Here is a 14,601-nt window from a genome sequence, read left to right on the forward strand (position 1 = left end):
GGTTAAAGGTGTGAAACAGAGTTGACGCAAATAGTTTAAAGATTGTTGAAAAATAGTTCAAGAATGACATGATTTTGAAACAAATTGGTTATAAAATCCGCCCTGAAGTTTTTACTCTACGACTTCATATTAAAAGCTAGATTAACTAGCAAACAAATTAAAATATAAAAATATTTCAGGGGTCTGAAAAATGTTAAACAATAAAATCAGTCGCTTAGCGCTAGCGACGTGCTTTGCTATGGGTGTTTCTCTACCAGCCATGGCAGCAGATACAGCATCAAATATCCGAGGCCAGATTGTTGGACCTCAAGGAAATGCTGTAACAGATGCAACAATTACTATCATCCATGAACCAACAGGTACCGTTACTGAAGTGTCAGTAGGTGCTGACGGCTTATTCTCAGCACGTGGCCTTCGTGTTGGTGGTCCATATATCATCAAAGTTGATTCAGAAGAGTTTGCCGATGATTTAGAGCAAGACCTATATTTAAACGTTGGTGAAACCTTACGTTATAACCGTACTCTGCAATCAGCAGCTGATATGGAACGTATCGGCGTTGTGGGTAATGCTACATACTTCCGCAGTGCTGGCGGTAACAGTGAGTTTGGCGCGAAAGATATTGCTAACTCTCCAGGTATCAACCGTGACCTTAAAGATGTATTACGTCAAAACCCAATGGCAGTAGTTGGTACTGATGGCGTATCAATGAGTGTTGCGGGTATTAACCCACGCTTTAACACCTTCGTAGTTGACGGTGTCTCTCAAAACGATGACTTCGGCCTTAACTCAAATGGTTACCCGACTCAGCGTTCACCTATCTCAATTGATGCGGTAGAAAGTGTTGCATTAAATACGTCTCCTTTCTCTGCTCGTACAGGTGGCTTCTCTGGTGCTCAAGTTAACGCAGTAACTAAATCAGGTACTAACGAGTTATCAGGTACAGTATTCTGGGAAACGACTAACGACAGCATGGCTGGCGACGGTAAAGATCAAGAAACAGGCGAAAAGCTTAAGCAAGATTTTGAAGAAACTACCTTTGGTGGCACAGTAGGTTTCCCACTGATTAAAGACACTTTATTCTTCTTCGGTTCATACGAAAACTACGATGCGCCACAAGCGGCAGAGTGGGGACCAGCAGGTGCAGGTTTTGCTAATGATTCTCGCGTAACTTCTGCTGAGTTGGATCGTATTAACTCTATTGCTAGCGATGTATATGGTTTAAACAATCTTGGTAGTTACAGTGCTTCTCCACAAGAGAAAGATGAAAAAATCTTAGCTAAATTAGATTGGAACATTACTAACGAACATCGTGCTTCTTTCACTTACCAAAGCACTATTGGTAACAGAACGAATAAAGTATCTGATGATGAATCTTCACTTAACTTATCAAGCTACTGGTACGATAAAGAAGAAGAATTAGAATCATATGCAGCAACGGTTTACAGTGATTGGACAGACTCTTTCACCACTGAAATCAAAGTTGCCTATAAAGACACAACAAGTAGCTCTAACCCAGTTGAAAATATCGGTATTGGTCAAGTCAATGTTCGTACTGACGCTGGTGATGTTAATTTCGGTACTGAGCGTTCACGTCAATCTAATGAATTAAACAACCAAAACTTAGAATTGCGTTTCGTGGGTGATTACTACTTAGACGAACATACAATTGGCTTTGGCTTCCAGTTTAATAATGTTGAAGTATTTAACTTATTTGCTCAAGACACTATGGGGTCATGGGATTTCGACTCAATTGATGATTTCGAAAATGGTGTTGTTGACCGTTTCCGCTATCAAAATGCTGAATCAGGTAATGCAAATGATGTTGCAGCATCATTTAACATGGAAACATTAGCATTATTTGTTGAAGATACTTGGGAAATCAATTCAGATTTAGAAATGACATACGGTATTCGTTACGAAACTATTAGTATGTCTGACTCTCCTGCATTAAATAATAACTTTGTTGACCGTTATGGCTTTGCAAACAATGAAACAATGGACGGCAAAGATATATTCTTACCTCGTGTTGGCTTAACGTATGTACTTTCTGATGATGTCACTATTCGTGGTGGCGTAGGTCGTTATAGTGGTGGTTACCCAACAGTTTGGATGTCTAACAGCTTCTCAAACGATGGTAATAGCTTATTAAGCTTTAACGATGGTTGGAATGACGCTTGGGGCACGCCTGACTTTGGTAATGTACCAAGTGGTGCACAAGATGGTTTAGTGGGCGGCGATGGTAACACTAACTCATTAGACCCTAACTTTGAGCTACCTTCAGATTGGCGTGCAAGCATTGGTTTTGACAGTACTTGGGACTTTGGCGCTCTAGGTCAAGATTGGTTCTTCGGTGGTGAGTTCTTATATATCCAAAAAGAAAATGATGTGGCTTGGGTTGATTTAGCACGTCGTGAAGTTGGTACAGATGCAACGGGTCGTGTTATCTATGAAACGTGGGATCCATTAGCGAATAATGGCGCAGGTGGTAACACCGAACGTTATGATCTAATGCTAACCAATGCTGAAGAAGATGGTAAGAGCCAAACATTAAGTTTCAGCTTAGCTAAAAACTGGGATATGGGTCTGAACATGCGTCTTGGTTATGCATATAACCAAGTGGATGAAGGTAACCAAGGTTCATCTTCAACAGCAACATCTAACTACCAATATACTTCAGTAGGCGCGGATCGTAACGGCACGACTATAGGTCCAGGTTACTATGAAACTCCGCATCGTTTCACAGCAAGCTTAGGTTATGATGTTGAGTTTATAGCAGGTTATAACTCTAGCTTTAACATGTTCTATGAAGCACGTGAAGGTCGCCCAATGACTTGGGTACTAGGTTCGCATAATGACCGTGGTTTTGGTGATCAAGGTGCATTTGCTTACTCTGATTCTTACCTTCCATATATTCCAACAGGTGCTGACGATGCTAATGTTGAGTATTCTGGTGGTTTAACATATGAAGAGTTTAAAGCTGCAATTGATGAAATTGGATTAGGAAAATATGCTGGTGGTATCGCAGGTAAGGGTTCAGACAACCAACCTTGGGTACATCAGTTAGATTTCCGTTTCACTCAAGAGTTACCTGGCTTCCTAGAAGATCATAAAGGTATCTTATACTTTGACGTGAAAAACGTACTTAACTTAATGAACGATGATTGGGGTGTTGTTGAGTACCAATCTTTCGGTAGCAAAATCTTAGTAGACCATAACTACAATGCTGACACGGGTGTATACACTTACTCAGTACCTTATGGCCAAGATGGTATCGAAACAGCTAACCAAAATACTTATGACATCAATAAGTCTGCTTGGCAGTTAAAAGTGGGTGTTAAGTACAAATTCTAATTTGTCTTAAACAAACTTAACGATATTAAGTTAGAAAATACCGAGCTTAGGCTCGGTATTTTTTTATCTGAATTTTGTAGATGGGTTTGCTAATAGTGATTACCAATATTAATTGTTATTGACCTTGAGGTTGTTTGTTTGGGGGTTGTTTCTTAAATGTTTTCCTTCAGTGTGTTTGCTGAAAGGTATCTTCTTTATTTTTTATAGCTCACTTCAGCTCATAGTTTGTGTGCAGTCACTTAAAGTACTGGCAAGAGTATAAGGTTAACTTTCGTTAACCTAGGCTTTATCAGTCTTATAGCAAGGTCGCGAAATATTCACTTGGATGAATTCGTTACGGGAATGGATCAGATGTAAATAGTCGATCTGTAGTCGTGATGCGTTTTGCTACAAATGTGCAATGGTTCTGAAATAAATCCTCAATAGCATCCGCCCCTGAAGTTTTACTCTACAGCTTCATATAAGGCTAGACCAACTAGCTATATTATAATTTTTCAGGGGTCAGATAATGTTTAACCATAAAATTAGTCGCTTAGCGCTGGCGACTTGCTTTGCTTTAGGTGTCGTATCTCTACCAGCTACCGCATCGCAGACTGCATCTAACATTCGAGGTCACATTGTTGGCCCAATGGGTAATGCAGTAACCGATGCAACTATTACTATTATTCATGAACCAACAGGTACAGTAACAGAAGTGCCAGTAGGCGCTGACGGTCAGTTTGCTGCCCGCGGTTTACGTGTTGGTGGTCCATACATTATTAAAGTCGGTTCTGATGAATTTGCCGATGATGTTGAGCAAGGTTTGTTTTTAAATGTAGGCGAAACACTGCGTTTTAATCGTGAATTAAAATCTGCTGCTGATATTGAGCGAATTGGGGTAGTCGGCAACGCAAACTACTACCGTTCAGCTGGCAGTAACAGTGAGTTTGGTGCTGACGATATTGCTAATTCACCTGGTATAAACCGTGACTTAAAAGATGTATTACGTCAAAACCCAATGGCGGTTGTGGGGAATGATGGTATCTCTATGAGTGTTGCGGGTATTAACCCTCGTTTTAACACCTTTGTGGTTGATGGTGTATCTCAAAATGATGATTTCGGCTTAAATTCAAATGGTTACCCAACTCAGCGTTCACCAATATCTATTGATGCTGTAGAGAGTGTTGCATTAAATACTTCGCCATTTACTGCGCGTAGTGGTGGTTTTTCTGGGGCACAAGTTAATGCGGTAACTAAGTCGGGTACCAATGAGCTATCGGGTACGATGTTTTGGGAAACGACCAATGACAGCATGGCTGGTGATGGTAAAGACCAAATCACTGGTGAAGCTTTAAAGCAGGATTTCGAAGAAACCACATTTGGTGGCACGATTGGCTTTCCTTTGATTAAAGACAAGCTATTCTTCTTCGGTTCTTACGAGAATTTTGATGCACCACAAGCGGCTGAATGGGGACCTGCAGGAGCGGGTTTTCCTAATGATTCAAATGTAACGCTAGACGAATTAAATCGAATCAACAGCATTGCTAGTAGCGTATATGGCCTTGATAATATTGGTAGTTATAACTCCACACCTCAAGAAAAAGATGAGAAGATTCTAGCTAAGTTAGATTGGAACATTAACGATGATCACCGTGCTTCTTTAACCTATCAAAAAACGGTCGGTAATATGACTAACCGTGTTTCTGATACCGAAGGTTACTTAAACTTATCAAGCTATTGGTACGATAAAGAAGAAGATTTCGAATCTTACGCTGCGATTGTATACAGTGACTGGAGCCATGACTTCACGACTGAATTTAAAGTTGCTTATAAAGACACTGTAAGTAGCTCTAACCCTGTTGATAATTTGGGTATTGGACAAGTTGCTGTAAAAACTGATGGTGGTACCGTTACTTTTGGTACTGAGCGTTCGCGCCAATCAAATGAGCTAGATAACCAAAACTTGGAAGTGCGTTTTGTGGGTGATTATTACCTAGACGAGCATAAGATTGGTTTTGGTTTCCAGTACAACAGCATTGACGTCTTTAACTTGTTCGCTCAAGACACTATGGGTACATGGGATTTTGATTCTATCGAAGACTTCGAGCGTGGCATTGTTGATCGCTTCCGCTATCAAAATGCTTTATCAGGTAACCCAGATGATGTTGCCGCTCAATTTAACATGGAAACGCTAGCATTATTCCTAGAGGATACCTGGGAAATTAACTATGACTTAGAAATGACCTTTGGTGTGCGCTACGAAAGGATCATGATGTCAGACTCGCCAGAGTTAAATAGCAACTTTGTTGATCGTTACGGCTTTGCTAATAACAGCACAATGGATGGTCTAGATATTTGGCTGCCACGGGTAGGATTAAATTACGTACTAACGGATGATGTGACGTTACGCGGTGGTGTCGGTCGCTACAGTGGTGGTTACCCAACGGTTTGGATGTCGAATAGTTTCTCAAATGACGGCAACAGCTTATTAAGTTATACCGGCGGTTGGAACGATGCGTGGGGCACACCTGATTTTGGTAATGTTCCTGGTGAAGCGCAAGATGGCCTTGTGGGTGGAGACGGTAATACTAACTCACTTGACCCGAACTTTGAGTTACCATCAGATTGGCGAGTCAGTGTTGGCTTTGACAGTACTTGGGACTTAGGAGCCTTAGGTCAAGATTGGTTCTTTGGTGGTGAATTCCTCTACATCCAAAAAGAAAATGATGTAACTTGGGTTGATTTATCTCGCCGTAAAGTCAGAACTGATGATACTGGTCGTGTAATTTATGAAACTTGGGATCCATTAGCGAATAACGGACAAGGTGGGCACACAGAGCGTTCAGATTTAATGCTCACTAATGCAGACACTGACGGCTCAAGCAAAACGTTAAGCTTTAGCTTGGCGAAGAATTGGGACATGGGTCTGAACATGCGCTTTGGTTATGCATATAACCAAGTGGATGAAGGTAACCAAGGTTCATCTTCTACAGCAGGTTCAAACTATCAATACCCGATTGTTGGCGCAGATCGTAACGGCACCACTATGGGGCCAGGCTATTATGAAACGCCACATCGTTTCACTCTTAGCTTAGGTTACGACACTGAGTTATTTGCAGGTTATAACTCTAGCTTCAATATGTTCTATGAAGCACGCCAAGGTAACCCAATGAGCTGGGTATTAGGTTCGTATAATGACCGCGGATTTGGTGACCAAGGTGATTACGCCTACTCTGATGCATATCTACCGTATATTCCAACAGGTGCTGATGATGCCAATGTTGAATATGCTGGTGGCTTAACTTATGAAGAGTTTAAAAAGGCCATTGATGAGCTTGGGTTAGGTAAATACGCAGGCGGACTCATTGATAAAGGCACTCACAATCAACCTTGGGTACATCAATTAGACTTCCGTTTCACCCAAGAATTACCGGGCTTTACTCAAAAACATAAAGGCATGCTGTACTTCGATGTTAAGAACGTATTGAACTTGCTTAATGATGATTGGGGTAAGGTACAATATCAAAGTTATGGCAACAAGGTGCTTGTTGATCACAGCTATGATGCAGAAACTGGTGTTTACACTTACTCAACTCCGTTTGGTCAAGACGGCATAGATACTTCCAACTTCAATACTTACGATATTAATCAGTCAGCATGGCAGATTAAGGTTGGAGTAAAATACATGTTCTAACAAGAACCTGTTGAAAAATACCGAGCTTAGGCTCGGTATTTTTTTGTGTTTTTGAACCTGATTTGTCTATTTAGTGATGCTGTTTATTCATGGTAAGCTTGCGATAAAATCATTAAGTGGTGATCAATCAGAATGTCGCGATTAGATGCAATGCAATGGAAGTTACTCAGCTTTAATGAATTTAGCCTAGATGAGCTATACGAAGTATTAAAGCTTAGAGTTGACGTGTTTGTGGTTGAGCAAAACTGCCCTTATCCAGAGCTGGATAATAAAGACAGGTTGCCTGGTGCTAAGCACCTATTAGGGCTAAATCCGCAAGGCGAACTGATTGCATATACAAGAATTTTACCTGCAGGCGTGAGCTACCCAGAGGCGAGTATCGGTAGAGTCATTATTGCTGAATCAGGCCGAGGCAAGGGAATTGCTCATGCATTAATGCAACGGTCAATTGATGTGGTAAAGGATTTGTGGCCACAGGAAAATATTCAAATCGGTGCTCAGCAACACTTAAATCAATTTTACCAACAACAAGGCTTTATCAATAATTCGGAGATGTATCTTGAAGATGGCATCCCGCATATTGATATGTTACTTACCTTGCAACCAAGTTGATTACCGAAGAATGACAAATAGTGATTGTCATGGGGTTAAATTTACCTATCAAAGATCGCATTATTGATTTGGTAATAAAATGAGTAATACGACCATAAATTTAGCCCATAAAAAAGAGTGCCTAAAGCACTCTTGTTTAGTCGGCGTTACATACCAGGCTACTCATTGCGTAACTGCTTTGCGTTACTTTTTACCTTTATTGGGAAACGTCTCGTAATTTGATGTCGGGGCGTAGGTTTAATTCGCCTTCAAAATCAATTACAGCGAGTTCTTTTTGTTGAGCAATAACTGCCAGAGGGCCTTCTGGCATCATTCTAACGAAAAGCAACCGGTATCCAAATCGGTTTAAATCATACAGCACCATTTTTTGATCCGCTGTCATGAGTTCCCAATGTTGTTCCTGATCGAGAGTTTCCACTCTACGTTCACTGAGTGCGTATGCAACTTGATTCATAATCAACAAACCTGAATAATTATTCGATTAACAAAACGACTATATCAAGGTATACGATCATTTCAAATGTTTAGGATCAAAAAAAAGATTAAAAAACAAACGTTACGAATGGTTTTTATACAAAAAGTGATGATTTTTCATCAAAGGAACTGATTTGATTAGCTATATAGAGCCTGTTTTTAGACCGCCATCGGAGTGGAAGTCGCTTATTTTACAAGTGACTAATGGCTGTAGTTGGAACAACTGCAGCTTTTGCGATATGTATACTCAAGAGCAAAAAAAGTTCAGAGCCAATAAAGTCGATAAAATTGAACAAGATATCTTAGCTGCTGCGGCATCAGGTCACCCCATCAGCCGTGTTTTTTTGGCTGATGGGGATGCAATGACGTTGCCGTTTAAACGCCTAAAAGAAATCTGCCAATTAATTAATACACATCTTCCAAGTGTTACTCGGATTAGTAGCTACTGCTTACCACGTAATCTCACCAATAAAACGGTAGAGCAACTGGCAGATCTGCGCCAAATGGGCTTGTCATTGCTTTATGTTGGTTGTGAAAGTGGTGACAACGAAGTACTTAAACGCATTGAAAAAGGCGAAGACTTTGACTCATCTTTAGTGGCGCTGAAGAAAATAAAACAAGCAGGAATAAAGTCATCGGTGATGATTTTAATGGGCCTAGGTGGCAAAAAGCTGTCATTGCAACATGCTAAAGCCTCAGCTGAGCTAATGAATGCAGCCCAGCCAGAATATTTGTCCACTTTAGTGGTAACACTGCCATTGGGCACAGACAGAATGGACAGTGCTTTTGATGGACATTTTGAGTTACCGGATCAGTTAGGATTACTCAGCGAAATCCAAGCGTTACTCACAGGACTTGAGTTGGAGAAAACCATTTTCAGATCGGATCATGCATCGAATTATTTAGTGCTGAAAGGGGTACTAGGTAAGGACAAAGTACAACTATTAGGGCATGTTGAGCAGGCGATCAAGGGCATGGTGCCGTTACGTCAAGAGTGGCAACGAGGCTTATAGGATATACCCGATATGCATCTTTACTGATTGGATACCGGGTTCAATTTAGGACATTAGACTGAATGCCGCTTTTAAGGGGTACCTTCAGCCGCTGCTGTCATTAAGGCATTTTTAAAGTCAGTCACCCAGCGTCGATAAACTGTTTTTACATCGCCCCAGTTAAACACTTTGGTGTTTTGTCGCCATTGATCAAACCCCATTGCACGATCTGCGGCTTTTGCAAGTACATCACCTGTTTGACCATCTTTGAGTACCGCCAATAACACCATAGAACCAGAATTTTGTGTGTAAGTGGCGCCCATAGAGTTATAACTTCGACGACTATTTTCAACTGGTGCACTTAAGCGGATATCGCTGACAGCGGTTTCTACAATCAAGGTATTTGGCCCTTTGGAAGAGACTAATTCAAAAGGTTGTTCACTGTTAAATACATCTTTGACGGTTTTTGAAAATTGCACAGCCATTTTATCCAGAGATTCTTGTGGCAGATCGTAAGTGGCAAAAGCGCCATCAGTTTGTCGATCAATTCTTGGGGCACGGTAATCGGCAGGGTGATCATTGGTGACTTTTGTTGGCACAAAATAGAGCTTGGTATATTGACGCCAGTTAACGCCAGGTTTGACGTAAGAAAGTTCCAGCTTTGAATTATCGACTTTAACTAACCCATCTTTAGTGATTTCGGCATCAGGCCCTTGCTGCAAAGTGGCTGGAGCTGAACTACAACCTACGATCGTTAATAGTAATAAGCCTGCAATAGATGTAGAAGTTGCATAAGTCTTGCGCATATAATCAATCCCTTAATTTATGTAATATGAATAAATATGGCAGGTCTTACTAGAGTGTCAACACTCATGAGTGCAGCTTTAGTATTTATGTTAGGGAATGTTTTTTACTTGGAGTGTTAGTGATATGGATATTCGAGTTGACGATTTATCAGGCCCTGAAATTGCTGAGTTATTAACAGAACACTTGCAAGATATGTACGCTACATCACCAGCAGAATCAGTGCATGCCCTTGATTTAGATAAACTGAAACAGCCAAATATTACTTTTTGGACGATATGGGAAAACGACTTATTAGCAGGCTGTGGTGCTATTAATTGGTATTCAGTTGAGCATGTAGAAATAAAATCGATGCGCGTTTCTAATCAGTTTCGTCGCCGAGGCGTTGCTGCGACATTACTGGGCTTTATGCTTAATGAAGTAAAAAACAGCGGGGCTCAAACGGTTAATTTAGAAACCGGCTCAATGGATTTTTTTGCCCCTGCAAGACGGTTATATGCTCGTCATGGTTTTACCGAATGTGGTCCGTTTGCTGATTATGAAGCCGACCCCAATAGCGTGTTTATGACACGTTCTCTATGACGGCTTATGCTGGTAGTTTGCCAACCATTTAATCTTCCAACTCATCTTGGAAGATGTCTTCAATCGTGAGGCCGAATAACCTCGCGGCCTTAAACGCTAAAGGCAAACTAGGATCAAACTTTCCTTTTTCGATCGCATTAATGGTTTGCCGAGACACATGGAGTAATTCAGACAGCTGGGCTTGAGTTAAATCGCGTTCAGCTCGAAGCACTTTAAGTCTATTTTTCATCGGTATTTCCTATTGCCTAACAAAATCCCCACCATGTAAGTAAGTGCCATTATTATTACCAAGTGAGATATCTCGGCATTAAAACCAATCAATCCTGTTACATCTAAATTTGAATAACTTAAGCCGACAATAAGGCCTACACCTAAGCTGCCAGCCATCGCATTCAGCTGAATGCGTTGTTGCATTTCATCTAAGTTGGCCAAATGACGTTTATTAGCGAGGATCATACCGACACCAACAGCGAGGTTTAGTCCAATTGCCAATAAGGTAAGTAAATCATTTTCTTGCCATATTAGTTTTGAACCAAAGTTAGCGATTGCCATGGTAACAACCCAAGCAGTCGTCCATTTAGCTAATGACTTTGTCTGTCTGTGATTGTTTGCTTTCCAGCTTTTTTCAGGTTCATTGTGGGTCATCTCTCTCTCCTTAGATTTAAGTTAACTTGTCATAATGTCAATTAAACTTGACTTTATGGTGCAGTATTTGACCTCCTAGAGTCAAGTTTATTTTACTTTTTGTCGTTATTTGATGACAGAATTGAAAACTAATATAGGCAGTGAATTACTAATTATTTTAGTAAATATGATTTAAAACAGAATCTTAAATATTGTTCTTGAGTATGAAAGTGAGGAGGGGCGAGACGAAAATAACATGAAGAAAACAAAATGTTTGGGTGAACAGGAATTAAAAAGACTCAAGCTTAGTCTGAGCATAAGCTTGAGTCTATAGGGTTTGATTAGCAGTAAATCAGTTATTGCTACAGCTTTTTACTAGTAAAATTATTGTTGCAAATGGATCTCTCTGACAGGACAAGGGATGGTAATACTGGCGGTCCTTAATGCGTTAATGATCGCCAGGTTGCTTTGGTATTTATCATCATAGTAACTGTTAGTAGGCACCCAATAGCGCACCCCAATCTCCATACCAATACTGTTAAAGTCATTAATGCCTACTTGTGGAGGACGGGATTGAGTTACCTTTTCTTGGGACAACAAAGCATCAGTGATGAGCGTGGTGACTAATTGCGGGTCAGTCTCATAATCAATATTAAACTTGGTTTCTACCAGTTTGTATTCCTGAGAATTATGCAAAATTTCTCCAACAATATGTTTATTAGGAATATTGATTAACTCACCTTCTTCATTCGTTAGAATCGTCAGGCCTAATTGAATTTTTTGGACTACACCGGATACACCTTGTATCTCAATGGTGTTACCAATGACAAATGGGCGAGTGACGATAATGGTAACCCCTGCTGCGTAGTTTGCCAGCATGCCTTGAAGTGCTAAACCAGCACCTAAAGATGCGGCACCAATTGCGGCTACCATAGGAGTTACGCTGATCCCAAGTTTGCCTAAACAGATAATTGATACCATGACTATGATGGTAATTCTGACAAGATTGGAAACAAAGTTACCTAACGTGACATCAATATTATGTTTTTCAAATTGATTGGTAACAACATCAGACATCTTGTTGGCGACCCAAATACCAATCAGCAAAATGATGATAGCGCCAACGATTTGAAAGCTGTATTGGACAACAAACTCTGTCAGCATTTCATAAACATTCTGCAGTTGTGCTAATTCTTGATCTAAACCCGCTGGAGTCTCATTCATAATAATGGTCTTTTTATTGGATGAACAAACAGATAATGACTGATTATAGTGTTGTAATTAAGTGTTGTCTTGGGTTGTTTTTTAACGTTTTTAGATAATTAGATTTACAAAATTTTCATTAATCCTATTTCATTAATTTTAATGTCGTTAATACGTGAGATACATCAAGTTTTTTAGGCTGCTTAATAGGTAGGAAATTTCATTAAGGTATAGTTTATTGCACCCTCTATTTGAAGACTTTTTCTATGACTAAGGCTTTAAACCCTACTTCAGGAATAACAAGATGAAAGCAATTTTATTTGTAGTAAGTTTATTTTTTATGACGACGGCGCAAGCCAATGTGTTTGCTGTGAACGATAAAATTGAACCTGTGACATTAGAAGACCAATTTGAACAACCGCTAGTGATTAACGAGCAAACCCAAGTAGTATTATTTAGCCGTGGCATGAAAGGTGGCGACTTTATTCAAGCTGCTTTAGAAGCTGTCCCTGCAGAGAAACAACCTAAAAACATGGCTTATATTGCAGACATCAGTGGCATGCCTTCTTTAATTGCCCGTTTTGTTGCTATCCCAAAAATGAAAGACTTACCTTTCTCAATGGGACTTGATCGCGAAGGTGAAGTGACAGCCCCATGGCCTGCAGAAAAAGATATGGCAACAGTAGTTACTCTAGATAAGTTCACCGTCACTAGCATTGAATTCTTTGATAACAGTGAAGCGATTGTTGAAGCGATACGTCAAAAGTAATTTGACCAATATAACTGCTTAAAACTAAAGGACGCATCAGCGTCCTTTTTTATTGTTCAACTTGCAACTTATTACTTTGATGCTAGCTTACTACTTAGGTGCGAGTAATCTGAAATTCCCGTCAAATCACTTACTGCTTTTTCAGCATGGTATATATTTCTTCTTTTAAATGTAACTTCTTCGATTTAAGTATTTTAAGCTCAGGTGTGGTGTCGCTATTATAATGCTTTTCATGGTGCTTAATTTTTTCATCTAACTGATTATGCTCATCAAAAATCTTGGAAAAGTGTGCATTTGATGTTTTTAATTTACTGATTAATTCGCGATACTCTGGAAACATAGAACAACTCCTTTTAGTTACTGTTAACTTAAAACTACTCCTACTTTGGCGAGGGGAATGTGACAAAGATCAACTATTGCTTGGTTTTAATTTAAGCAGAGTAACGAAGAATAAGAGTTGCATTAAGCTTGGGCTAAATCGCTACGACTGAACTAAGATTAGCTATTATTTTTTAAGTGGTTTATTGTTCGCTAAATTAGTATTCACTGTTCGCATTTGTAAATTTGCCACAGCAATCGTTTTATAAATATCAAGATTTATGTGATCGAGTTAACCTTAACTCAGCGAATAGTGGGTTAAAGTCGACACAATTAGGATTTTATATTCAATAATGAAAGGGGTTTTCAACATGGCCGACGTATTTCACTTAGGTTTAACCAAGCAAATGCTTGATGGCGCAACTTTGGCAATCGTGCCGGGTGATCCAGAAAGAGTTAAGCGTATTGCTGAATTAATGGACAACGCGACTTTCTTAGCAAGTCACCGTGAATATACAACGTATCTTGCTTATATTGATGGCAAAGCCGTTGTGGTTTGTTCAACAGGTATTGGTGGTCCTTCGACTTCAATCGCCGTTGAAGAATTAGCGCAATTAGGTGTCTCAACCTTCTTACGTGTTGGAACAACGGGTGCGATTCAACCAGAAGTTAACGTAGGTGATGTGATTGTGACTCAAGCATCAGTACGTTTAGACGGTGCTAGCTTACATTTTGCTCCGCTTGAGTTCCCTGCAGCAGCCGACTTTAACTGTACTACCGCTATGGTAGCGGCGTGTCGCGATTATGGTTTAGAGCCTCATGTTGGTATTACTGCTTCTTCAGATACCTTCTACCCAGGTCAAGAGCGTTACGACACTGTTTCGGGTCGTGTGACTAGCCGTTTTGTTGGCTCAATGAAAGAGTGGCAGTCTATGGGCGTACTGAACTATGAAATGGAGTCAGCGACCTTATTCACTATGTGTGCATCACAAGGCTGGCGTGCAGCTTGTGTGGCCGGTGTGATTGTTAATCGTACTCAGCAAGAAATTCCTGATGAAGCGATGATGAAGAAAACCGAAGTTAGTGCAATCACCATTGTGGTTGATGCAGCACGTAAGTTATTAGCGTAATCTATATTGATTCAATAGCTTAATTTATTGTTATTAAAGGTGCTTAGGCACCTTTTTTGTTGCCTTTT

General features: G+C 40.1%; 13 protein-coding genes. 7 read left to right on the plus strand and 6 right to left on the minus strand.

From position 1 onward, the window contains the following. The first annotated feature begins 190 nt into the window (after positions 1–190). The 3 genes from K5Q58_RS17930 (at position 191) to K5Q58_RS17940 (ending at position 7,637) form a co-directional block, all read left to right on the plus strand. Positions 191–3,352 carry a TonB-dependent receptor gene (locus tag K5Q58_RS17930; RefSeq protein ID WP_220755227.1) on the plus strand — a complete coding sequence of 1,054 codons (3,162 nt, stop codon included), beginning with the start codon at positions 191–193 and terminating at the stop codon, positions 3,350–3,352. 508 nt (positions 3,353–3,860) lie between these two features. Further along, on the plus strand, positions 3,861–7,025 hold the full coding sequence (locus tag K5Q58_RS17935) for a TonB-dependent receptor domain-containing protein (RefSeq protein WP_220755228.1): 3,165 nt from the start codon (positions 3,861–3,863) through the stop codon (positions 7,023–7,025). A 150-nt stretch (positions 7,026–7,175) separates the two neighbouring features. Continuing rightward, positions 7,176–7,637: a GNAT family N-acetyltransferase gene (locus K5Q58_RS17940; protein ID WP_220755249.1), complete on the plus strand. Its 462-nt coding sequence runs from the start codon at positions 7,176–7,178 to the stop codon at positions 7,635–7,637. A gap of 196 nt (positions 7,638–7,833) precedes the next feature. On the opposite strand, the gene K5Q58_RS17945 is transcribed toward K5Q58_RS17940, so the two are convergent. Continuing rightward, on the minus strand, positions 7,834–8,091 hold the full coding sequence (locus K5Q58_RS17945; RefSeq protein ID WP_220755229.1) for a hypothetical protein: 258 nt from the start codon (positions 8,089–8,091) through the stop codon (positions 7,834–7,836). A 154-nt stretch (positions 8,092–8,245) separates the two neighbouring features. Between K5Q58_RS17945 and K5Q58_RS17950 the strand changes: the two genes are divergently transcribed. Then, a complete protein-coding gene (locus K5Q58_RS17950; RefSeq protein ID WP_220755230.1) occupies positions 8,246–9,124 on the plus strand; it encodes a radical SAM protein in 879 nt (292 codons plus the stop codon). 71 nt (positions 9,125–9,195) lie between these two features. Here the strand turns inward: K5Q58_RS17950 and K5Q58_RS17955 are convergent, their stop codons facing one another. Continuing rightward, the gene (locus K5Q58_RS17955; protein WP_220755231.1) at positions 9,196–9,909 is read right to left on the minus strand and encodes a DUF3313 family protein; all 714 of its coding nucleotides are present in this window, start codon (positions 9,907–9,909) and stop codon (positions 9,196–9,198) included. 124 nt (positions 9,910–10,033) lie between these two features. Here K5Q58_RS17955 and K5Q58_RS17960 point away from each other — a divergent pair, with 124 nt between their 5' ends. Beyond that, positions 10,034–10,489, plus strand: a complete 456-nt coding sequence (locus K5Q58_RS17960; RefSeq protein ID WP_220755232.1) for a GNAT family N-acetyltransferase — start codon at positions 10,034–10,036, stop codon at positions 10,487–10,489. Between the two features lie 28 nt (positions 10,490–10,517). Here K5Q58_RS17960 and K5Q58_RS17965 read toward each other — a convergent pair whose 3' ends face one another. From K5Q58_RS17965 to K5Q58_RS17975, 3 genes are all read right to left on the minus strand, one after another. Next, a complete protein-coding gene (locus K5Q58_RS17965; RefSeq protein ID WP_220755233.1) occupies positions 10,518–10,718 on the minus strand; it encodes a helix-turn-helix transcriptional regulator in 201 nt (66 codons plus the stop codon). After that, entirely contained in the window at positions 10,715–11,134 is a 420-nt protein-coding gene (locus tag K5Q58_RS17970; RefSeq protein ID WP_220755234.1) for a hypothetical protein, read from the minus strand. Before K5Q58_RS17970 ends, K5Q58_RS17965 begins: the two co-directional genes overlap by 4 nt. Before the next feature lie 363 nt (positions 11,135–11,497). Then, the gene (locus K5Q58_RS17975) at positions 11,498–12,337 is read right to left on the minus strand and encodes a mechanosensitive ion channel family protein (RefSeq protein ID WP_220755235.1); all 840 of its coding nucleotides are present in this window, start codon (positions 12,335–12,337) and stop codon (positions 11,498–11,500) included. Positions 12,338–12,620: 283 nt separating this feature from the next. On the opposite strand from K5Q58_RS17975, the gene K5Q58_RS17980 reads away from it, so the two are divergent. Continuing rightward, on the plus strand, positions 12,621–13,085 hold the full coding sequence (locus K5Q58_RS17980) for a hypothetical protein (protein ID WP_220755236.1): 465 nt from the start codon (positions 12,621–12,623) through the stop codon (positions 13,083–13,085). Between the two features lie 130 nt (positions 13,086–13,215). Here the strand turns inward: K5Q58_RS17980 and K5Q58_RS17985 are convergent, their stop codons facing one another. Beyond that, positions 13,216–13,425, minus strand: a complete 210-nt coding sequence (locus K5Q58_RS17985) for a YdcH family protein (protein WP_220755237.1) — start codon at positions 13,423–13,425, stop codon at positions 13,216–13,218. Positions 13,426–13,774: 349 nt separating this feature from the next. Between K5Q58_RS17985 and udp the strand changes: the two genes are divergently transcribed. After that, positions 13,775–14,533 (plus strand): uridine phosphorylase, encoded by a 759-nt coding sequence (gene udp, locus K5Q58_RS17990; protein ID WP_220755238.1) that lies wholly within the window; start codon positions 13,775–13,777, stop codon positions 14,531–14,533. The last annotated feature ends 68 nt before the right edge of the window (positions 14,534–14,601 follow it).

The sequence above is a fragment of the Shewanella sp. KT0246 genome (assembly GCF_019654955.1).
Taxonomy (GTDB): domain Bacteria; phylum Pseudomonadota; class Gammaproteobacteria; order Enterobacterales; family Shewanellaceae; genus Shewanella; species Shewanella goraebulensis.